The sequence below is a fragment of the Bradyrhizobium zhengyangense genome (genome assembly GCF_022012555.1).
GTDB classification, from domain to species: Bacteria; Pseudomonadota; Alphaproteobacteria; order Rhizobiales; family Xanthobacteraceae; genus Bradyrhizobium; species Bradyrhizobium zhengyangense.
Map to the genome: position 1 here is coordinate 917,107 of NZ_JAKLTZ010000004.1, position 21,282 is coordinate 938,388.

Annotated in this window: 14 protein-coding genes; 2 read left to right on the forward strand and 12 right to left on the reverse strand. The window is 61.9% G+C overall.

Annotation, left to right across the window (positions count from 1 at the left end):
* Positions 1 to 28: 28 nt before the first annotated feature.
* From L6639_RS19830 to L6639_RS19845, 4 genes are read right to left on the reverse strand one after another with little or no spacing between them, the layout of a single operon-like run.
* Complete coding sequence (locus L6639_RS19830) at positions 29 to 517, reverse strand: (2Fe-2S)-binding protein (RefSeq protein WP_092215498.1); 489 nt, start codon at positions 515 to 517, stop codon at positions 29 to 31.
* Between the two features lies 1 nt (position 518).
* The gene (locus L6639_RS19835) at positions 519 to 1,388 is read right to left on the reverse strand and encodes an FAD binding domain-containing protein (RefSeq protein ID WP_237863290.1); all 870 of its coding nucleotides are present in this window, start codon (positions 1,386 to 1,388) and stop codon (positions 519 to 521) included.
* Between the two features lie 2 nt (positions 1,389 to 1,390).
* The gene (locus L6639_RS19840; protein ID WP_195787510.1) at positions 1,391 to 1,840 is read right to left on the reverse strand and encodes an SRPBCC family protein; all 450 of its coding nucleotides are present in this window, start codon (positions 1,838 to 1,840) and stop codon (positions 1,391 to 1,393) included.
* 4 nt (positions 1,841 to 1,844) lie between these two features.
* Complete coding sequence (locus L6639_RS19845) at positions 1,845 to 4,103, reverse strand: xanthine dehydrogenase family protein molybdopterin-binding subunit (protein ID WP_237863291.1); 2,259 nt, start codon at positions 4,101 to 4,103, stop codon at positions 1,845 to 1,847.
* A 419-nt stretch (positions 4,104 to 4,522) separates the two neighbouring features.
* On the opposite strand from L6639_RS19845, the gene L6639_RS19850 reads away from it, so the two are divergent.
* Entirely contained in the window at positions 4,523 to 4,993 is a 471-nt protein-coding gene (locus L6639_RS19850; protein WP_038944656.1) for a MarR family winged helix-turn-helix transcriptional regulator, read from the forward strand.
* A gap of 879 nt (positions 4,994 to 5,872) precedes the next feature.
* Here the strand turns inward: L6639_RS19850 and L6639_RS19855 are convergent.
* The 8 genes from L6639_RS19855 to mdeB form a co-directional block, all read right to left on the reverse strand.
* A complete protein-coding gene (locus tag L6639_RS19855; RefSeq protein WP_338076547.1) occupies positions 5,873 to 6,412 on the reverse strand; it encodes a hypothetical protein in 540 nt (179 codons plus the stop codon).
* A gap of 159 nt (positions 6,413 to 6,571) precedes the next feature.
* The gene (gene scpA, locus L6639_RS19860) at positions 6,572 to 8,746 is read right to left on the reverse strand and encodes a methylmalonyl-CoA mutase (RefSeq protein WP_237863365.1); all 2,175 of its coding nucleotides are present in this window, start codon (positions 8,744 to 8,746) and stop codon (positions 6,572 to 6,574) included.
* A gap of 34 nt (positions 8,747 to 8,780) precedes the next feature.
* On the reverse strand, positions 8,781 to 10,658 hold the full coding sequence (locus L6639_RS19865; RefSeq protein ID WP_237863292.1) for a methylmalonyl-CoA mutase family protein: 1,878 nt from the start codon (positions 10,656 to 10,658) through the stop codon (positions 8,781 to 8,783).
* Between the two features lie 110 nt (positions 10,659 to 10,768).
* Positions 10,769 to 12,784, reverse strand: coding sequence for an acetyl-CoA carboxylase biotin carboxylase subunit (locus tag L6639_RS19870; protein WP_237863293.1), 2,016 nt, complete (start codon positions 12,782 to 12,784; stop codon positions 10,769 to 10,771).
* 8 nt (positions 12,785 to 12,792) lie between these two features.
* Positions 12,793 to 14,322: an acyl-CoA carboxylase subunit beta gene (locus L6639_RS19875; protein ID WP_237863294.1), complete on the reverse strand. Its 1,530-nt coding sequence runs from the start codon at positions 14,320 to 14,322 to the stop codon at positions 12,793 to 12,795.
* Between the two features lie 17 nt (positions 14,323 to 14,339).
* Positions 14,340 to 16,052, reverse strand: a complete 1,713-nt coding sequence (lpdA, locus tag L6639_RS19880; protein WP_237863295.1) for a dihydrolipoyl dehydrogenase — start codon at positions 16,050 to 16,052, stop codon at positions 14,340 to 14,342.
* Between the two features lie 8 nt (positions 16,053 to 16,060).
* Complete coding sequence (locus L6639_RS19885) at positions 16,061 to 17,341, reverse strand: 2-oxo acid dehydrogenase subunit E2 (protein WP_237863296.1); 1,281 nt, start codon at positions 17,339 to 17,341, stop codon at positions 16,061 to 16,063.
* 17 nt (positions 17,342 to 17,358) lie between these two features.
* Positions 17,359 to 20,037: an alpha-ketoglutarate dehydrogenase gene (mdeB, locus tag L6639_RS19890; RefSeq protein ID WP_237863297.1), complete on the reverse strand. Its 2,679-nt coding sequence runs from the start codon at positions 20,035 to 20,037 to the stop codon at positions 17,359 to 17,361.
* A 370-nt stretch (positions 20,038 to 20,407) separates the two neighbouring features.
* On the opposite strand from mdeB, the gene L6639_RS19895 reads away from it, so the two are divergent.
* A complete protein-coding gene (locus tag L6639_RS19895) occupies positions 20,408 to 21,268 on the forward strand; it encodes an AraC family transcriptional regulator (protein WP_195787502.1) in 861 nt (286 codons plus the stop codon).
* The last annotated feature ends 14 nt before the right edge of the window (positions 21,269 to 21,282 follow it).

Here is a 21,282-nt window from a genome sequence, read left to right on the forward strand (position 1 = left end):
AAACGACATTGCGCTATCTTGCGACGGGCTAGGCGGCGTCTTCGGAGACTTGCTCGGCGGCAAGGCTCCTTACGGCCTCGAAAATTTTGGTGTATCCGGTGCAGCGGCAGAGGTTGCCGTACAGGTAGTGACGGATTTCTTCGTCAGTCGGGTGCGGCGTCGCCTTCAGCAACGCTGTGACAGCCATAATGAAGCCCGGCGTGCAGAAGCCGCACTGAAGGCCGCCGTGAAGCACGAACGCCTTCTGAATCCGCGATAGGCCCTCGGGCGGCGTTACGCCCTCGATCGTCGTGACCTCCCGCTGATCGACATCGACGGCAAGCGTGGTGCAACTTGATATCGGCTCACCGTCGAGCAGAACGGTGCAGGCGCCGCACACCTCCATGTCACAGGAGCGCTTTGTCCCCTTCAGGCCAAGGCGATCCCGGATCAGGTCGATCAATAGCGTATGGGCAGGAACGTCGATCGCGATCGCTTGGCCGTTCAGCGAGAACGAAATCGGCAGCACATGTGTCATTTCATGCGCTCCCGCCTGCTGCGATTGCCTCTTCGGCGTTTCGCAGAAGTAAAACACCTGCAAGGTGGCGCTTATAGTCGGCCCCACCATGCCTATCTCCATTGACTTCAAGCTCATCCAGCGCCGTCGGGAGCACCGCCTCAATAGCCGGGCGAACTTCGGCGACGCATATGCCCTTGAGGGCGTCTTCAACAGCCTTCAAGGGCTGAGGTCGCGAACCTAGCGCTCCGACCCGCACACGTGCGCTTGTGATCGTCCTTCCGCCGACGCCCAGCGACCAGGCCATCGCGACGTTCACCGAGGGCCTCTCGCCATGCTTGAACCGCCGATAGGTCACTGGTCCGGTAGGGCGGGGAAACGCAATGACCGTTAGTAGCTCGTCCGGCGCCCGCACCGTTTCCAGTTCGCTCCGGATGAAATCGTCGGCGTTTACGACACGCGTACCGCTGGGGCAATTAAGCACCAGCCGTGCTCCCAAGGCCGCGAGCATAGTCGGCGGATCGGCGTGAGCCTCTCCGAAGCACAGATTTCCTCCGATCGTTCCGACGCTGCGGACCCTGATGTTCGCGACGTTTGCACTGAGCGAGGACAGCGCTGGCACGTACTCGCGGATAACAGGATCACTGGCGATCTTGTTGTGCGTACAGCGCGCACCAATTTCGATGTCATTCGCATCGTTCAGGACAATGCGGTCAAGCCCGGGGATTCCCTTGATGTCGATAAGCCGGTCCGTATGGATGACACGCATCTTCATTGCCAGCAACAGTTCGGTTCCGCCGGAGTAGAACATGCCATCGTCGGTTTCCCCGACCGCACGCACGGCGTCGACGATCGTCGAAGGTCTCGCGAATACAAAAGGTGAAGGCAACATGATCAGGCCGCGCCCAACATTTCTCTGAGCCGCCTCTCGAACTCCTCGAAATTCTGATCGACGCGACGCTTGATGACGCCGAACCCCATAGTTGCGAGGCGGCCTTGCACGTCGACCTTCGCGTCGACAGCGAATGTAGACCCCGCGCCTTCCGGCGTCACAGACACGTCGAGGATAACGGCGAGCCTTGTCCCGGTGAGTTTGTCTCGTCCCGTGGCGCGGGTGCGGACGTGAGACGGCTCCGTCACCGCCTCGACAAGGATCTCGGCCGGGACTTCGACCTTGAAAGGACCGATCTTCTGTTTGACCGTCGCTTTGTAAGTCGCAAGCCGCTCGATTTCCTCGACGTTTTCGCAGCCGGGGATGCAGCTCGATATGCGAGGGACGTCGAGCAGCGTGCTCCAAAGCTCAGCCGGCGTCGCTGGCACTACCATCGACATATTGAATTCCATGAATTCAGTTCCTCTTCTGCAGGGCTCGCCACACTTTTTCTGGCGTCATCGGCAGATCGGTGATCCGAATGCCGTAGGTGGAGAACAGTGCGTTGGCGATTGCTGGCGCAACGGGAAGGATTGCTCCCTCGCCCATACCCTTGGCGCCGCCTGGGCCAGGACCGTCGCCGTTTTCGACAAGAATGGTGTCAAACACGGCGGGGACGTCAGAGATGCGCGGGATCCAATAATCGATAGGCGTCGCGTTGATCGGCTGCCCATCCTCGAACTCCAACACTTCATAAAGCGCGTGTCCGAGACCCATGACGGCAGCCCCCTCATCCTGCCCTTCCGCGGCGACGCGATTGATCACGCGGCCGACGTCAGCGGCGCTGGCATATCGGGGGACACGGATCTCGCCGGTGCCTTCATCGACAACGATTTCAGCAAGGCCCGCGGAAGTCTCCCAGAACAGAGGGGACTCGGCCAGGGCGCCCTTCTTCGAGCGCGGCGTAATCGCGCCGCGGCCGATGACCTCTCCCGAGTCGACACCCAGCGTGCGGTGAAAAATCTGATGGAAAGTGAGAATCTCTGATCCGGTAGAGACACCCCCCTCAACAAACGACAGGTTCTCCCGGGGAAGCTCCCAAACATCAGCAACCATTTCGAGGATCTGATCGGCTGCGTCGATTGCGGCATTCTCGACGGAAAGGCCGACGACCACGGTCGATCGGCTTGCGCCTGTGCCCCAGTCGTAAGGGGCGACGGCCGTATCGGTGCGCAAGACGGTTACCGCGGAGGCCGGCTGCTTCAAGGTCTGCGACGCGATGCGCGCCATGGCCGCGTGCGCGCCCTGGCCGACTTCAATGCTGGAGACCGAAACTAGGATCGACCCATCGATCTTAAGACGTACGATCGCGTTGCTGATCGGCGTATTGGCCGGATCGGTTGCGGCGACTGCCAGTCCGCACGCCTGCCGGTTGGAGGCCTTCACCTCCGATGCGAACGACTGGGTCACCCGGCCTATCAGCTCGCTCATATCCATATCGAGCGCCCGCAAATCGGGGCGGATGCGCTCACCGCGGGACGCCAAATTCAGCAACCGAAACTCCGCCGGATCCATGCCGATTGCCGCGGCGACATTATCCATGTGCGATTCCTTGGCCCAAACAGCTTGCGGTCCCCCGATCGAGCGGAATGCCGCACCTGGAACGGTGTTCGTGTAGACCGCGCAGGCCTCGAGACGCAGATTGGGCACCGCGTAGGGGCCCATGATGCGATTTGCCGCTTTAGTGGCGACGGCCGAGCCTGTGTCGGAATATGCCCCGCCATCGAGCAGCAGTTTGGCGCTGTTGGCGAGAATCCGTCCCTCAGCGTCCACGGCGGTTCGAATCGTAATGTCGGCGCCCAACCTTCGACACGTGAGCATCGATTCAACTATGGATTGGGCAACGCGGACTGGGCGTTGCACCTTCCACGAAGCAGCGGCAACCAAAGGCTCGATCTTCACCGAGGCCTTGCCGCCAAACCCTCCGCCGACAAATGGAACGATCACCCGGACCTTGGCCAACTGCAGTCCGAAGAGGCGCGAGAGCACCTTCTGAACAGCGCTCGGCGTTTGTGCGCCCGCCCAGACCGTGAGGGAACCGCCCTGGAAATCAGCAATGACCGCATGCGGCTCCATAGCGAAGTGAGAAATGGCCGGGAAGGTGAAATGGTCTTCGTGGATAAAAGCCGCGGCCGCCTCCGCAGCGTCGACGTCCCCGACGTTGCTCCGGTAAGTATGGAATACGTTGCTGCTCTCGGTCGGCCGTGCCCCACCCCTGAAGTAAAAGTCTTCGAGGTTTTCGTGGCGCTCGTGGATGAGCGGCGCATCTTCCGCCAGGGCTTCCTGGATGGTCGTTGCGCGCGGAAGCTCGTCGTATTCGACATCGACTAGTTCTGCGGCGTTTTCCGCAATCTCGATTGTCTCCGCGATCACCACGGCGACGGGTTCGCCCACATATCGCACACGGTCGGTAGCGATAATCGGCCGGTCCTTGAGCACAACACCCCAGCAACCGAACGAAGCGACATCTTCGCCGATGAGCACGTCCACGACGCCGCCCATCGATCGTGCGGCGCTCGTATCAATCGAAACGATGCGGGCATGAATGGCCGGCGAGCGAACCACAAAGCCGTGCAGCATCCCCGGAACCGTCAGGTCGGTAACGTACTCAGCGCGTCCCGTGACCTTTTCAATCAGGTCGGGTCGAACGGAACTCATGTTGTCAATCGCCGACATACGCAAATCCGACAGTACTTTGGTGCGCCGCTCCGTAAGGCGAGAAGCAAAAGGCCCCGGGAGCAATCTCAGGACACTACGACATTTACCACTCGTATGCAAGCGCTACACTCGTCTACAAGCGCTGAGTTGATTTCTTCCCGTGATCCGAGGCAAGCCGAGCGAATCGGTCTAACCGAGCGCTTGCGAGAATGGTTTGCCTCTTAGGCGGAGCGGATTTCCAAATGCCAACGACGGACGCAACGAAGGCGGCCACTGCCGGGGCTCTCAACGAAGCAAATCGCATTAAACAGGACGAAGTCGAACAAAGATGGATTTCCCAGGTCGGGAAATGTAGACAATCGGCCGGCACCGAAGACCTTCGGAGCTAAAAGCCTGGATTTCTTGAACTGAGGCAACCTACGGCAAGGAAGCAAAAAGTGGTGCAACCCAAGACAAAGCCGCGCGCGGCCGGGAAAGTGAAAGAAGCTATAGATTCGTACCGGCTGGATGACGCACCGGGCTTTTTGTTGCGAGTCGCGCTCCGTACTCACACGTCCATCTTTGCCGCTAAGATGATTGAAGAATTAACGGGGCCCCAATTCTCGACGCTAGCGAAATTGAAGGAGGTAGGTCCTTGCTCGCAAAACCACTTAGGACGGCTAATTCATTATGATTCGGCGACCATCACCGGCGTTATCAATCGCCTGAAATCTCGCGGCCTCATCAAGAGTTCCAAAGACCCTCTGGATCCGCGGCGACGCGAGATAGATTTGACCGAGAAGGGAAGACGGATAGCGGACGCAGCGATTGAAACTATTGGCGAGATTTCCGGCGAGACATTCGCTCCGCTGACCCAAGATGAATTTCGAGCGCTCACCGAAATCTTGAAGAAGATCATACGACGCTGATCAACCGGCTTCGAGCGGCACTAGATATCGTCAGCAGCCGAGAAAAAGGGCCCGGCGATCGCGCCGGGCCGAGTAGAGGGAGGAAAACGAAAGATCGCAAATCTTTCGCAGACGCCGAATGCGGAATTCGATCGCAGAAACCCAACGAACGACCTCCAGCAGCAATACTATCGTACATGTCAGACCGCATTTTGTGCTGAAGTCGGCACCTCTCCGCACCGTTTCCGGCATTTGACGGGTCGTACGATTTCGACAGCACGACAAAGAGCGCGCGCGAGACTTGGAAGGTCCCGATCACCAGGCTCCGCGCGTCCGGTAGTTCATTTCATCGCCCGGCTCCGATCTCGCATTGCCCGCACCGCCGTACCCGCCTTTGCAATTCAGAGATCCGAATCTCCTGCCAAGGGATGACTGCCGGTCCTCGTTGCGTCGATGAGTATCTATTCCTCTAATCTGCGCGTTGAATGAATCGTGCTAGTAACCCGAGGGGCCGTCCTCAATCGTCCCTACCTAGCGCGCGGAGTATCTTCCTTCTATAGCTCGCCAGGTCGAACAGGAGTCTTGGCACTCTTTTGAGCGCAATCGCCTTGCCCTCGATTGCGAGATGTAGAACTCGTACCAATCTGGCAAGACCAAGTTCTACAAACGCGAGCCGAACATGCGGATCGTTCACAATCCTGAGCTGGTTGTGTACAATGACGATGGATGCCGCGAGATCAGGTTTCCTCTCCAGAACGAAGTCTCGACATGCCGCGGCAAATTCCTCCTCTTGAACGCTCAAAGGTACCTTTACTTCCCTGCGAGAACTTCCCGCCATATTCGGGTCCCCTATGAACAATCGGCAGCGAGGCACCTGAGCCGGCTCAGGTTTTTGGATTTCTAGTGGCTCGCCCGCTTGGTCGGTCTCTTCGGACCCGGCAACACATCCGTGCAAACACCTTCATACAATTCGCCAGCCAGGCCTATTGTCTCTCCGAACGTCGGATGCGGATGGATGGTCTTGCTGAGATCAATTGCATCGGCGCCCATCTCGATCGCCGGGCAGATTTCTCCAATCATGTCGCCAGCGTGCGGGCCAACGATCACACCGCCGATGATGCGGTGCGTCTCTTGGTCGATGATCAGCTTGGTCATGCCATAAGACGCGCCCGAGGCGATCGCTCTGCCCGAGGCAGCCCACGGAAACTTCGCGGATCTAACGTGCCTGCCTGAGGAGGCCGCTTCATGTTCCATGATGCCAACCCAGGCCACCTCAGGATCAGTGTAGGCGACGTTCGGGACGATTTTCGCGTCAAATAAGCTCTTGAGCCCGGCAGCCGCTTCTGCCGCGACATGCCCCTCGTGAACCGCCTTACGGGCGAGCATCGGGTTACCCGCGACATCGCCGATCGCGAAAATATGGGGCAAATTCGTCCGCATTTGCCTATTGACTGCAACGAAACCTTTGCGTCGCATCTTACACCAATCTTCTCCAAGCCCAGATATGCGCTGTTCGGCACTCTGCCTGCGGACTGCAGGATCAATTCGTAAGTTCGACGCCCCGGCTTTGAGCTTTCAATCTGGACCGATACGCCGTTACTATCTGCCGTGGCGCTTACTATTTGCCGCCTCACTGTGCCCGAGCCGAGCATTGAGCTTCTGGATCAGTTGATCCGCGGCATCGGCGATCACCGTCCCGGGCGGGAAGATCGCCTCGGCACCGGCCGCGTAGAGCGCATCGTAATCCTGCGGCGGCACCACGCCACCGACAATGATCATGATGTCGTCGCGGCCCTGCTTCTTCAGCGCGGCTTTCAGCTCCGGCACGGCGGTCAGATGCGCGGCGGCGAGCGAGGAGACGCCGAGAATGTGCACGTCGTTCTCGACGGCCTGCCGCGCCGCTTCGTCGGCGGTGGCGAACAGCGGTCCGATGTCGACGTCGAAGCCGATGTCGGCGAAGGCGGACGCAATCACCTTCTGACCGCGGTCGTGGCCGTCCTGGCCGATCTTGGCGACGAGGATGCGCGGGCGGCGGCCTTCCGCCTCCTCGAAGGCGTCGATCAGCGCCTGAACCTTCTCGACCTGATTGCCCATGCTGGACGCCTCCCGCTTGTAGACGCCGGTGATCGACTTGATCTCGGCGCGGTGCCGGCCGAACACCTTCTCCATCGCGTCCGAAATCTCGCCGACGGTCGCCTTGGCCCGCGCAGCATCAATGGCGAGCGCGAGCAGGTTGCCGTTGCCCTCGCCGGCCGAATGCGTGATCGCGGCAAGCGCGGCGTCGACGTCCTTCTGGTTGCGCTCGGATTTCAGCCGCGTCAGCTTGTCGATCTGCAAGCGGCGGACATTGCTGTTGTCGACCTTCAAGATGTCGATCGGAGTCTCATCCGTCGGCTTGTACTTGTTGACGCCGATCACCGCCTGCTTGCCGGCATCGATGCGGGCTTGCGTCTTGGCCGAGGCCTCCTCGATGCGCAATTTCGGCACGCCGGCCTCGATAGCCTTGGCCATGCCGCCGAGCTCCTCGACCTCCTGGATGTGGCCCCAGGCCTTCGCGGCGAGGTCACGCGTGAGCCGCTCGACATAATAAGAGCCGCCCCAGGGATCGATGATGCGGGTGGTGCCGCTCTCCTGTTGCAGGAAAAGCTGGGTGTTGCGGGCGATGCGCGCCGAGAAATCGGTCGGAAGCGCCAGCGCCTCGTCGAGCGCATTGGTGTGCAGCGACTGGGTGTGGCCTTGCGTCGCCGCCATCGCCTCGACCGTGGTCCGCATCACGTTGTTGAAGACGTCCTGCGCGGTCAGCGACCAGCCCGAGGTCTGGCTATGCGTGCGCAGCGACAGCGAGCGCGGGTCCTTCGGATTGAACGGCTTGAGCAGCTTCGCCCAGAGCAGGCGTGCGGCGCGCAGCTTGGCGACTTCCATGAAGAAGTTCATGCCGATCGCCCAGAAGAACGACAGCCGCGGCGCGAAACGATCGACATCGAGACCGGCGGCCAGGCCGGCGCGCAGATATTCGACGCCGTCGGCAAGCGTATAGGCGAGTTCGAGGTCCTGCGTCGCGCCGGCCTCCTGCATGTGATAGCCGGAGATGGAAATGGAGTTGTATTTCGGCATCCTCTGCGAGGTGTAGGCGAAGATGTCCGAGATGATCCGCATCGAGGGCGCGGGCGGATAGATGTAGGTGTTGCGCACCATGAACTCTTTCAGAATGTCGTTCTGAATGGTGCCCGAGAGTTTTTCCGGCGGAACGCCCTGTTCCTCGGCAGCCGCGACATAGAGCGCCAGGATCGGCAGCACCGCGCCGTTCATGGTCATGGACACGCTCATCTGGTCGAGCGGGATGCCCGCGAACAGCGTGCGCATGTCGTAGATGGAATCGATCGCAACGCCGGCCATGCCGACATCGCCGCCGACCCGCGGATGATCAGAGTCATAGCCGCGATGGGTGGCGAGGTCGAAGGCGACCGAGAGACCCTTCTGCCCGGCGGCGAGGTTGCGGCGGTAGAACGCGTTGGAATCCTCCGCCGTGGAGAAGCCGGCATATTGCCTGACCGTCCAGGGCTGGTTGACATACATGGTCGGGTAGGGACCGCGCAGGAACGGCGCGATGCCTGGCCAGGTCTCAAGGAAATCGAGCCCGGCGATATCTGCTTCTCCGTATGCTGACTTGACCGGAATGCCCTCCGGAGTCACCCACGGATCGACGGAAACAGAAGAAGCGGCGACCAAGCACCTTTCGAAAGCAATACTTGCAAAATTCGGGATAACGCTGATGGATGACATCTGAGTGTTCGCGTTCGATTGTCGATTATCCGGAAACCTTCGGGTTTTGGATCCGGTTGTAAGCGGCATTTAGCGTTGCCAAGGCGTCGCAACTGACGTGAATAAAGCTGCAGATGCCAGCCCGCCGAAACGCGGCCTCGGATTGAGAGGGAAGTCCCGCCAAATAGATGTGCCTAGCTCCGACTTGCTGAAGCGCGTGGGCGGAGATTTCGGCGCGCTCCGCATAGATCTTATCGCTGGAGCAAAGGCAGGCAAGTTCGGCACCAGATCCCGTGAATGCGAGGGCAAGCTCGGCTGGGTCGGCGAAGCCGGCGCCGTCGATAGCCTCAATTCCTCCCGCTTCGAAGAAGCTCTTGGCGAATGTCGCGCGGGCCGTAAAGTCGGTCGGTGTGCCGAGATTAGCAAGAAACACTCGCGGCCGCGCGCCGAGTAGCTTCAATATCGCATCGGACTTATCGCGGAGCGATTCGAAGGGTTCCGCAAGCCGGATCGGCGGCAGTGCGTCGAATACGAATTTCTGATCAAAGCTAGGCGGAAGAGCCATCGGTCTTACGCTTAGTACCTCCGCTGCGCCTTCGCCAAGGTTTGCGAACTCGCTCACTCCGGTCAGCGGGTCGCTGCGTTTCGCGAGATTTGCACGGCGCGCTGTGCGTGTAGCTGTGATCTTCGCCTGAAGCGTTCCTTGCTGTAGAGCGGCAAAAATGCCGCCCGCATTTTCAGTCTCTTGAAAACTCCTCCAGGCCGCGTCGCAAAGCTCCGTTGTTAGCGCCTCAATGCCGCCAGCACCTGCGGCAGGATCGCTAACCTTGGCAAGATTGCTTTCCTCCAGCAGCAGAAGCTGCGTGTTGCGGGCCACGCGCCGGGCAAACGAGTCTGGAAGGCCGAGCGCCAACGTGTGCGGCAGAACTGTGATCGCATTGGCACCGGCGATTCCCGCAGAGAATGTCGCCAAGGTAGCGCGCAACATGTTTACGTAGGGATCGCGCCGGGTCAACATGCGCCAGGACGTGTCAGCCGCAATGAACAGCGGCCTCGGCGCCACACCGCACGCCGATTCGATGCGCGCCCAGAGGAGCCGCAACGCGCGGAATTTAGCCATAGTCAAAAACTGGTCGGCGTCAGCAGTGAGTCGCGCATAGATCATACTTCGCGCTTGATCCAGCGGAATGCGCGCCGCCTCCATAGCGTGCAGATATGCCACGCCGCAGGCGAGCACAAAGGCAAGCTCCTGCACTTCTGAGCCGCCGGCGTCATGAACGATACGCCCGTCGCTCGCGGCAAACGGCCCCTTGAACCCCAGCGTTACAAGCCCTTTGATCGTGCTGGCAACGTTCCGTGCGATTTCTTCCCAAGTGTATGGACTGCGTCCGCTTAGGGCGCACGCGCCCAGCGGATCGAGCCCAAATCGAATGTCGCAGACGGCAGGATCGAGACCGACCGACTTCACATATTCCGCAACATGGATCGCGGTCTTACGCCCGTCTGTACCAATTTGAAGTTCAATCCCGATGCCGGCATCAAGGTGGACGTCCTTTAAAGCTATGGCGACGGCACCTGCCGTTTGATCGAGACCGAACCCGCGGCTGCAGTTGGCGCCGGCAAAGACGAGCGCCAGGCCCGTCGCCCCATTCTCCAGATCGTGAAGGGCCTGCCTATTGGCCGTCACCGCGTCTGGATGATCGATGCGCTGTATGATCTGCCAAGGCGCCGCGGGTGCCCGCCCGTCGACTAGTGCAATGTCTTTCGCGCGGAGATAAATCGGCTCGATTCTCAAGTCGTCGTACGTCCTACCAATCAGCTTTTCGAACGGCGCTCCCTTTAGCACGCCATCAACCAGCTTGTGCCAGTCCTGGCGTGAAGCAGGCGCAAAGCCCGATGCCAATGCCAACCGTTCGGTTTTCATCAAGTCCACCTAATCCCAAGTGACGCCGAGTTGCCCAACATGACTTCTGCCTGGAAGTAACCGGAATTCCTGCAGACAGGCTGCCCATCTCAGGTCGCCTCTTGCGGTGTTCAGGAAAACTCCAAAATCAGCGCGTCGACCGCGAGCGTCGCACCGGCACTGGCGTGGATCTTCTTCACGGCGCCGTCTTGCTCGGCGCGCAGCACGTTCTGCATCTTCATGGCTTCGACGACCGCGAGCGTCTCGCCGGCCTTGACCTCCTGCCCCTCCGTTACCGCGATCGAGACGATCAGCCCGGGCATCGGACACAGCAGCTTCTTGCCGGTATCGGCGGCCGTCGTCACCGGCATCAGCCGCGCCGAGGTCGCTTCCGCTTCGGTCCAGACATAGACCGGGACTTCGACGCCCTGATGCGCGAGGCGGATGCCGTTGGCGATCGGGCGGGCCTGCACGGCGACGACATGGCCGTCGATGGTGCCTTGCCAGACCGGATCGCCCGGCTTCCACGACGAGACCAGCAGATGCGAATTGCCGGCCTTGCCCTCGGCGTCGACGAAGCGGATCGCGATGGCGGCTCCCTCGCGTGCGACCTCGAGCAAAATCTCCTGCCGATCGAGCCACACCGCGCGGCGGCGCTCGCGCTGCACGACGCGCCCGCCCATCTGGCCGGAGATCCGCCGCTTGCGCTCGCCGAGCACGTGATCGATGGCGGCGCCGACCGCGGCGATGCGGCGCGCGACCTCGCCTTCGGGCACGCGCACGGCGAAGCCCTTGGGGAATTCCTCGGCGATGAAGCCGGTCGACAGCCGGCCCTCGCGCCAGCGCGGATGATGCATCAGCGCGGACAGGAACGGAATGTTGTGACGGATGCCGTCGGCGTAGAACGAATCCAGCGCAGTGGCCTGCGCCTCGATCGCCGCCGCGCGCGAGGGCGCGTGGGTGACGAGCTTGGCGATCATCGGATCGTAATGGATCGAGATCTCGCCGCCTTCCTGCACACCGGTGTCGTTGCGCACGGTGATGCCGTCCTTGCTGACTTCGGCGGGCGGACGGTACTTCACCAGGCGACCGATCGACGGCAGGAAGTTGCGGAACGGGTCTTCGGCGTAGAGCCGCGACTCCACGGCCCAGCCGGTCAGCGTGACGTCCTTCTGCGCCAATGCGAGCTTCTCGCCGGCCGCGACGCGGATCATCTGCTCGACGAGGTCCACGCCGGTCACGAGCTCGGTGACGGGATGCTCGACCTGCAGGCGCGTGTTCATCTCCAGGAAATAGAAGCTCTTGTCCTGCCCCGCGACGAATTCGACGGTGCCGGCGGAATCGTAGTTCACGGCCTTGGCCAGCGCGACCGCCTGCTCGCCCATCTTGCGGCGGGTGGCTTCGTCGAGCAGCGGCGACGGCGCCTCCTCGATGACCTTCTGGTTGCGGCGCTGGATCGAGCATTCACGCTCGCCGAGATAGATCACGTTGCCGTGCTTGTCGCCCAACACCTGGATCTCGATATGGCGGGGATCGACGATGAACTTTTCGACGAAGACGCGGTCGTCGCCGAACGACGCCTTGGCCTCGGCCTTGGCGAGGTTGAAACCTTCGGCGACCTCCGCCTTCGAATGCGCGATGCGCATGCCCTTGCCGCCGCCGCCGGCGGACGCCTTGATCATCACGGGATAACCGATCTCGTCGGAAATCTTGACCGCGTGCTTGTCGTCCTCGATCACGCCGAGATAGCCCGGCACGGTCGAGACCTTGGCCTTCGCAGCTGCCTTCTTGGATTCGATCTTGTCGCCCATCGCCGCGATCGCACCCGGGTTCGGGCCGATGAAGACGATGCCGGCGGCTTCCAGCGCACGCGGAAATGCCTCACGCTCGGAGAGGAAGCCGTAGCCGGGGTGCACGGCCTCGGCGCCGGTCTTGCGGCAGGCCTCCACGATCTTCTCGATCACCAGATAGCTCTCGGCCGCGGCGGGCGGGCCGATCAGCACGGCCTCGTCGGCCATCTCGACATGCAAGGCGTCGCGGTCGGCCTCGGAATAGACCGCGACCGTTTCAACTCCCATCCGGCGGGCAGTCTTGATGACCCGGCAGGCGATTTCGCCGCGATTGGCGATCAGAATCTTCCTGAACACAGCTCTTCCTACAACGGAATGTTGTCGTGCTTCTTGGCCGGCATCTCGACCTTCTTGTCCCTAAGCATCTCCAGCGCGCGGGCGATGCGCTTGCGGGTCGAGTGCGGCATGATGACGTCGTCGATGTAGCCGCGTTCCGCCGCGATGAACGGCGACAGGAAGCGGTCTTCGTATTCCTTGGTGCGCGCCGCGATCTTGTCGGGGTCGCCGATGTCGGAGCGGAAGATGATCTCGACCGCGCCCTTGGCGCCCATCACCGCGATCTGGGCGGTCGGCCAGGCGTAGTTGAGGTCGGCGCCGATCTCCTTGGAGGCCATGACGTCGAAGGCGCCGCCATAGGCCTTGCGGGTGATGATGGTGACGAGCGACACGGTGCACTGCGAATAGGCGAACAGCAGTTTCGCGCCGTGCTTGATCAGGCCGCCATATTCCTGCGCGGTGCCCGGCAGGAAGCCCGGCACGTCGACGAAGGTGACGATCGGGATGTTGAAGGCATCACAAAAGCGAACGAAGCGCGCGGCCTTGCGCGAGGCGTCAGAGTCGAGCACGCCCGCCAGCACCATCGGCTGGTTGGCGACGAAACCGACGGTGCGGCCGGCGATGCGGCCAAAGCCGGTGACGATGTTCTTGGCAAAACCCTCGGCGATCTCGAAGAAGTCGCCCTCGTCCACGACTTTCAGGATCAGTTCCTTCATGTCGTAGGGCTTGTTCGGATTGTCGGGGATCAGCGTGTCCAGCGACATGTCGACCCGCTCGATGGAATCGAAGCTCGGCCATTCCGGCACGCCGTCGGTGTTGTTCGCCGGCAGGAAGTCGATGAGACGGCGCATCTGCAAAATCGTCTCGACATCGTTCTCGAAGGCGCCGTCCGCAATCGAGGAGCGCGTGGCGTGCACCGAGGCGCCGCCGAGCTCTTCGGCGGTGACGACCTCGTTGGTGACCGTCTTCACGACGTCGGGGCCGGTGACGAACATGTAGCTGGTGTTCTTCACCATGAAGATGAAGTCGGTCATGGCCGGCGAGTAGACGTCGCCACCGGCGCAGGGGCCCATGATGACCGAGATCTGCGGGATCACGCCGGAGGCAAGCACGTTGCGGCGGAACACGTAGGAATAGCCGGCGAGCGCGGCGACGCCCTCCTGGATGCGCGCGCCGCCGGCATCATAGAGGCCGATGATGGGCGCGCGCGCCTTCATCGCCAAGTCCTGGAGCTTTGTGATCTTCAGCGCGTGGGTCTCGGACAGCGAGCCGCCGAACACCGTAAAATCCTTGGCGAAGACAAACGTTTTGCGGCCGTTGACGGTACCCCAGCCGGTGACCACGCCGTCTCCCGGAATCTTGGTCTTCTCCATCCCGAATTCGGTCGAGCGGTGCTGGACGAACATGTCCATCTCCTCGAACGAATGCTTGTCGAGCAGCAGGTCGATCCGCTCCCGCGCGGTGAGGCGGCCGCGCGCATGCTGCGCGTCGATGCGCTTCTCGCCGCCGCCGAGTTTGGCACCGGCGCGACGTTGTTCAAGGGCTTCGATAACGGACATCGATTGGGCCAACTGATCTACCGCTTTCTGGCGATTGGAGGCAGGTCGGTGCAAATGCCCTCATGGACTTCGGCAGCCATGCCGATCGTCTCGCCGAGGGTCGGATGCGGGTGAATGGTCTTTCCGATATCGATCGCGTCAGCCCCCATTTCGATAGCGAGACAGATTTCCCCGATCATATCGCCGGCATGCGGTCCGACGATCACGCCCCCGACGATGCGACCGGTTTCGGCGTCGAACAGCAGCTTCGTCATGCCATAGGATGCGCCCGACGCGATGGCCCGGCCGGACGCGGCCCATGGGAATTTTGTCGAACGGATCTTCCGTCCGGATTCGGCGACATCACGCTCGGACTTGCCGACCCAGGCGATCTCAGGATCGGTGTAGGCGACATTGGGGACGATCTTCGCGGTGAAGGCCGCCGGCTTCCCGGCAGCTACTTCCGCGGCGACGTGCCCCTCGTGAACGGCCTTGTGCGCCAGCATCGAACCGCCGACGACGTCGCCGATGGCGAAGACGTTGCGCGCCGTCGTTCTCATCTGCTCGTCGACCTGAATGAAGCCGTTCGAATCGATGGCAACGTCGATCCGTTCGAGGCCGAGTTCGCTACTGTTAGGAACACGGCCGGCTGATTGCAACACCAAATCGTACGATCGTGTCCGTACCGATGCGCCTGTGGTACCGACCCTCACGCCGTCCGGCGTGATTTCGGCGGTTGATACGCTGCTTACGACGTCGATATGCTCGAAGCGATGCGCGTTGCGCGAACGCCAGATCTTCACCGCGTCGGCATCCACGCCCGCCAGGATATCGGGAAGCCTTTCGACAAGATCGATCTTGGTGCCGAGCGAGTTGTAGACGGTCGCCATCTCCAACCCGATGATCCCCGCTCCGATCACGAGCATGCGGCCCGGAATGCTTCGCAGCGCGAGCGCGCCGGTCGAGGTCACGACCCGCTCATGCTTGGGAAGCACCGCTAGCTGCACCGCGCGCGAGCCCGTGGCGATGATGCATTGACCAAATTCAATTTGCTGCGAGCCTGCCCCCTCACCGACAATCTCGAGCCGCGTGGCGGAGGCGAATTTCGCGATGCCGCGGATCACCGTGACGCGGCGCGCTGCTGCCATCTGGCTCAGCCCATCCGTCAGCTTCTTGACAGTGCCGTGCTTGAAGGCGCGCAGCTCCTGCAGATCGATCTGCGGCGCGGCGAAGCGAATGCCCTTGTCCGCGATCCGTTCGGCTTCCTCCTTGACGGCCGCAACATGAAGCAGCGCCTTCGACGGGATACATCCAACGTTCAGGCAAACTCCGCCCAAGGTGCCGTAGCGTTCGATGATCGCGGTGTTCAGTCCAAGGTCTGCGGCCCGAAACGCTGCTGAATAGCCGCCCGGCCCGCCTCCGATCACGACAAGATCGTAGCGCGTATAATCTGTTGCGCGCTGGCCAACATCCTGATCCGCTGAGATCGTCTCGCCTTGCGCGCCCGCTTCGTCCGACGCCGACGCCGTGCCAATCATGGAGCCTTGAGACACCTTGTCTCCAACACGCAGCGACATGCTCGTGATCACCCCTGCGATCGGCGACGGAATCTCCAGCGTGGCCTTGTCGGATTCCACTGTGATCAACGCCTGCTCTCGCACGACGACGTCGCCCGCCCTGACGTGGACCTCGACGACCTCGACGTCTCGAAAATCCCCGATGTCGGGGACCCGGATTTCCTCTGTCCGCATCTGCGTCCTCACAACGCGAAGCGCCGCAGATCGGAGAGCACCGACGCGACGAAGCCCAGGAACCGGGCCCCAGCCACGCCGTCGACGACCCGGTGATCCCACGACAGACTCATCGGAAGGATGAGGCGCGGTTCAAACTCGCGGCCGTTCCAGACCGCCTCGGTGGCGGCCCGCCCGGCGCCGAGGATCGCCACCTCGGGCGCGTTGATGATGGGCGTAAATCCCTGACCGCCGATGCCTCCGAGAGACGACACCGAGAAACAGCCGCCCTGCATGTCGCCCGACGCGAGCTGCCCCGCGCGCGCCTTGTCGGCGAGCGAGCGCATCTCCGCGGCAATTTGCCGAAAGCCCTTCTTATCGCAGTCCCGGATCACCGGCACGACCAGACCTCTCGGCGTGTCGACAGCGACGCCGATGTGGACATAGTGCTTGAGGATCAACTCATCGCCATCGAGCGACGAATTGAAGCGCGGGTATTTCTGCAGCGCCAAGGCCGCGGCCTTGATCAGCAGCGACACCATGGTGAGCTTCGCCGTGTCCTTCGCGGCCTCGGCATTGGCGAGTTGACGAAAGGCTTCGGCGTCGGTCACATCCGCTCTGTCGAAATTCGTTACATGGGGAATGACGCTCCAGTTGCGCGAGAGGTTCGTACCGGTCAGCTTCTGGATCCGTGTCAGCGGCAGGCGCTCGACCGCGCCGTACCTCTCGAAATCCACCTTGGGCCAATCGACCGGGGCGCCGGGCTCAGGCGCCGTCGCCGGTCTCGATCGCACCAGTCCGTTGACGAAGGCCGCCACATCCTCGCGCAAAATCCGGCCCTTGGGGCCTGTGGGCACGACAGAGTCCAGCGTCACGCCGAGCTCACGCGCCAAAGCGCGGACCGACGGCGATGCATGCGCCGCCCCGCTAAGCTGCAGCTGCTGTGCACGTGCTCGCGAGTCATCGACTGGAGCCACGGGCGCCGGCCGTAACAGCGTCTCCTGCTGCGAGATCCGTTGCTCCACCTGCGGTGCCGACGCAGTCGCCGGCGGAGGCGCGGTGGATTCGCCGCGCCCTTCGAGGACCATCAGAACCGAACCTTGAGAAACCCGCACCCCGACGTCGATCATCAGTTTGGCCACCGTGCCTGCGGCCGGGGATGGCACCTCCATCGTCGCCTTGTCGGACTCGATCGACAGCAACGGCATGTCGATCGTGACCTCGTCGCCGACCGACACATTGATTTCGACTACCGGAACATCCTTGTAGTCCCCAATATCTGGCAGAACGACTTCAATTGAACGAGACATGCGCGCTCCGCCCTCTCTTAGCGCGACCAAGGCGATGCAACGCCGGTCGGCAATTCGTAGCTGGCGATGGCTTCGGCGACCTGCTCACGCGCCACTTGACCCAATTTTGCCAGCGCCGACAGCGCCGCAACGACGATCTGCTTGCGATCGACCTCGAAGAACGATCTCAGCGCGGCGCGTGTATCGCTGCGCCCGAAGCCGTCGGTGCCTAGCACCGTATAGGGCGCCTCGATGTAAGAACCGATCAGTTGCGGATACGCCCGGACATAATCCGATGCCGCGACGATCGGCACCTTGCCGCCGAGGCATTGTACGACGTGGCTCTCGACCGGGGTCGACAGTGGCGAGAGCCGATTAGTTCGCTCCACATCGCGCGCCTCCCGCGCCAGCTCGGAAAAGCTCGTTGCCGACCAGACTTCACAGGCCACTTTCCATTCGCTTTGCAGCATCGCTGCGGCGGCGAGCGCCTCCGGGAGAATAGCGCCCGAGCCGACCAGCCTAATCTTCGCCGGCCCGTCAGCGCTCGGCAGAACCCGATAGAGACCCTTGATGATGCCGTCGCGTGCATCGTCGGGCATCGAGGGCTGCGCATAGTTCTCGTTCATCGCCGTGAGGTAATAGAACTCGTCGTTGCCCTGCTCGAGCATCGACCGCATGCCGTGATCGACGATGACGGCCACCTCGTAGGAGAATGCCGGATCGTAGGCCCGGCAGTTCGGAACGGTCGCCGCCATCAGATGGCTGGACCCGTCCTGATGCTGCAAGCCTTCGCCGCCGAGCGTCGTCCGGCCGGCCGTCGCCCCGATCAAAAAGCCACGCGCGCGCTGGTCCGCCGCCGCCCAGATCAGATCGCCGATCCGCTGAAAGCCGAACATCGAATAGTAGATATAGAACGGCAGCAACGGGAAGTTATGGATGCTATAGGAGGTCGCCGCCGCGGTCCATGACGAAATCGCCCCCGCCTCGGTGATCCCCTCCTCCAGCAATTGACCGTCGATCGCTTCCTTGTAGTACAGCATCGAACCGGCATCTTCCGGCTCGTAGAGCTGTCCCGCCGGCGAGTAGATGCCGACCTGTCTGAACAGGTTCGCCATTCCGAAGGTGCGGGCTTCGTCGGCGACGATCGGGACGATGCGCGGGCCGAGCGTTTTGTCCTTGAGCAAATTGGTGAACAGCCGCACGATCGCCATCGTGGTCGACGTCTCCTTGCCGTCGCCGCGCAGCGCGAACTCCGCGTAGGATTGCAGCGGCGGCACCGGCAGCGCCGCCGAAGCGCGTCGCCGCGCCGGCATGTAGCCACCGAGTGCCGCGCGACGGGCGCGCAGGTACTGAATTTCCGCGCTGTCTTCCGCAGGCCTGAAGAATTCCAGATCCTCGACTTGCTCGTTGCTGAGCGGCAGGGCGAACCGGTCGCGGAACGCATACAGCGCGTCGACATCGAGCTTCTTGGCCTGGTGCGACGTCATGCGCGACTCGCCGGCGCCGCCCATGCCGTAGCCCTTCTTGGTCTTCGCCAGAATGACGGTCGGCCGACCCTTAATGTCTTTCGCGGCGGCAAAGGCCGCGAACAGCTTCTTGAAGTCGTGGCCACCGCGCTTCAGGCCGTCGATATCCGCGTCCGACATGTGCGCAACTAGCGCCCGGACCTCGGGATCCTCGCTGAAGAAGTGGGCGAGGTTGTAGGCCCCATCCTTGGCGCCGAGCGTCTGATATTTGCCATCGACGGTGTCGGCGAATTTGCGCAGCAGCGCATGCTTGCTATCGCGCGCGAAGATATCGTCCCAGTCCGATCCCCACAGCACCTTGATTACGTTCCAGCCGGCGCCCCGGAAAAGTGATTCGAGTTCCTGAATCACCTGCCCGTTGCCGCGGACCGGCCCATCCAGGCGCTGCAGGTTGCAATTGACGACGAAGGTGAGGTTGTCGAGATTTTCCCGCGCCGCCAGGGTGAGCCCGGCGATAGATTCCGGCTCGTCCATCTCGCCGTCGCCGAACACACCCCAGACGTGACGACCAGCCGTCTGCACCAGGCCGCGATGCTGCAGATACTTCATGAACCGCGCCTGGTAGATCGCGCTGATTGGCCCAAGGCCCATCGACGCCGACGGCACCTGCCAGAACTCCGGCATCAGCCAGGGATGCGGATAGGACGACAGACCGGGGCCGCTCAGTTCCTGGCGATACAGCTTCAGATTTTCGTCCGACAGTCGGCCTTCGAGATACGCTCGTGCATAGACTCCGGGGGACGAATGCGGCTGGAAATACACCAAGTCGCCCTCCGACTCGGAGCTTGACGCGCGAAAGAAATGATTGAAACCGACTTCGAAAATCTCCGCGGCCGAGGCGTAACTGGCAACGTGCCCGCCGAGTTCCCCATAGGCCTTGTTGGCGCGGACCACCATCGCGAGCGCGTTCCAGCGAATGATCGCCGTCAGGCGGGTCTCGATCGCGATGTCGCCGGGGTAGGGCTTCTGCTGCTCGAGCGGAATAGAATTGCGATAGGGCGAAAACGGCGGAGATTCCGGCAGAACGCCGAGCTCCTTCGCGCGCCGATCGAGCGAAGCCAGGATGTAACGCACGCGCTCGGCACCGGCGCTGTGGTGGAGCGATCCAAGCGAGGCGAGCCAATCGGCGGTTTCGACCGCATCCTGATCGGCGTTGACGACCTTGCGTGGCGGATCGATGTGTGCAGTCATGCGTCGGGCTCCGAGAAAGCCCGCACTTGGTAGCATCGGGTGCTATGGCACGTGCTGCTGAATTCGGCCGCGTTCCGACGGATTGCCCGGCTCCGGCGGGACGCGGAGGCTCGCATCGCAGCATTCTCTGCTGTTGGTTTAATCGGGCGAGTGATCGAGCCGTCGGCCGCCTGACAGGTGCTCCCGCTTGGTCACGGCGCAGCATGCCGCATCGCTCGCGCTCACGCCGCAGTAGCGGGCATCTTGTCGCAGATCAGCGAACTCGACGGCTCGCCGCGACTAGTGACCTGACCTTTCAAAACAGCTAACCTCGGCTAGCAGCAGGATCTGCATCAAGGCTTGACTGACTTGACGAATTGGCAGGATTGAAATGCCGCCCGAGACCGAGTTCGATCGCGATTTTGCGCGAATGGATCTGCCCGATCTTCGGATCAACTATGATCCTGTCGATCCGGATCAGTTCGATCGTCCCGTCACTTCATTCTGTCTCGAAACCAGCAAAGACAACGACGACCTGCCGCTGCACTCACACCGCAAAGGCCAATTGGTCGTCGCATCTCACGGCTCGGTGATGTGCCGGGCGCCCGGCGGCTTGTGGATCGTGCCTCCGCAAGGCGCGGTATGGATCCCGGCCGGCGTGCAGCACAGCAATTGCGTGGCCGATTTCGGCAAACTCTACACAGTGTTCATCGATCCGCAGGTCAGCATGCTGCCGCGGACCTGCTGCACGCTGATGATCACGTCGCTGGTGCGGGAATTAATCCACCGCCTCTCGGTGTTCCCACCGCTCTATCCGCTGGAAGGACCGACCAGCCGTCTCGGCCGGGTTTTGCTCGACGAACTCGTGCAGATGCCGACGACGGATGAAATGTATTTGCCGATCTCCCCCGACGCCCGTCTTCAACACCTCGCGACCTCCTTGTTGAATAATCCGGGCGACCGCAGCACGATGGACGAAGTCGCCTCGCGCTACGCGATGAGCGAGAGTACCTTCGCACGCTTCATAGCCAAGGAAACGGGGATGACCTTCGGGCGCTGGCGCCAGCGTCTCCACATTCTGATCGCCATGCAACGCCTCACGGCGGGCACTTCGGTCCAGGCCGTGTCGCTGGAACTGGGGTACGAAACCCCCAGCGCGTTCATCACGATGTTCAAGAAGACGATGGGAAAGAGCCCTCGCCGCTTCCTTGCCGAGCGGTCGCGCCTGATTAATTCGGACAGTTTGCCCTAGCTCGCACGTCCCTG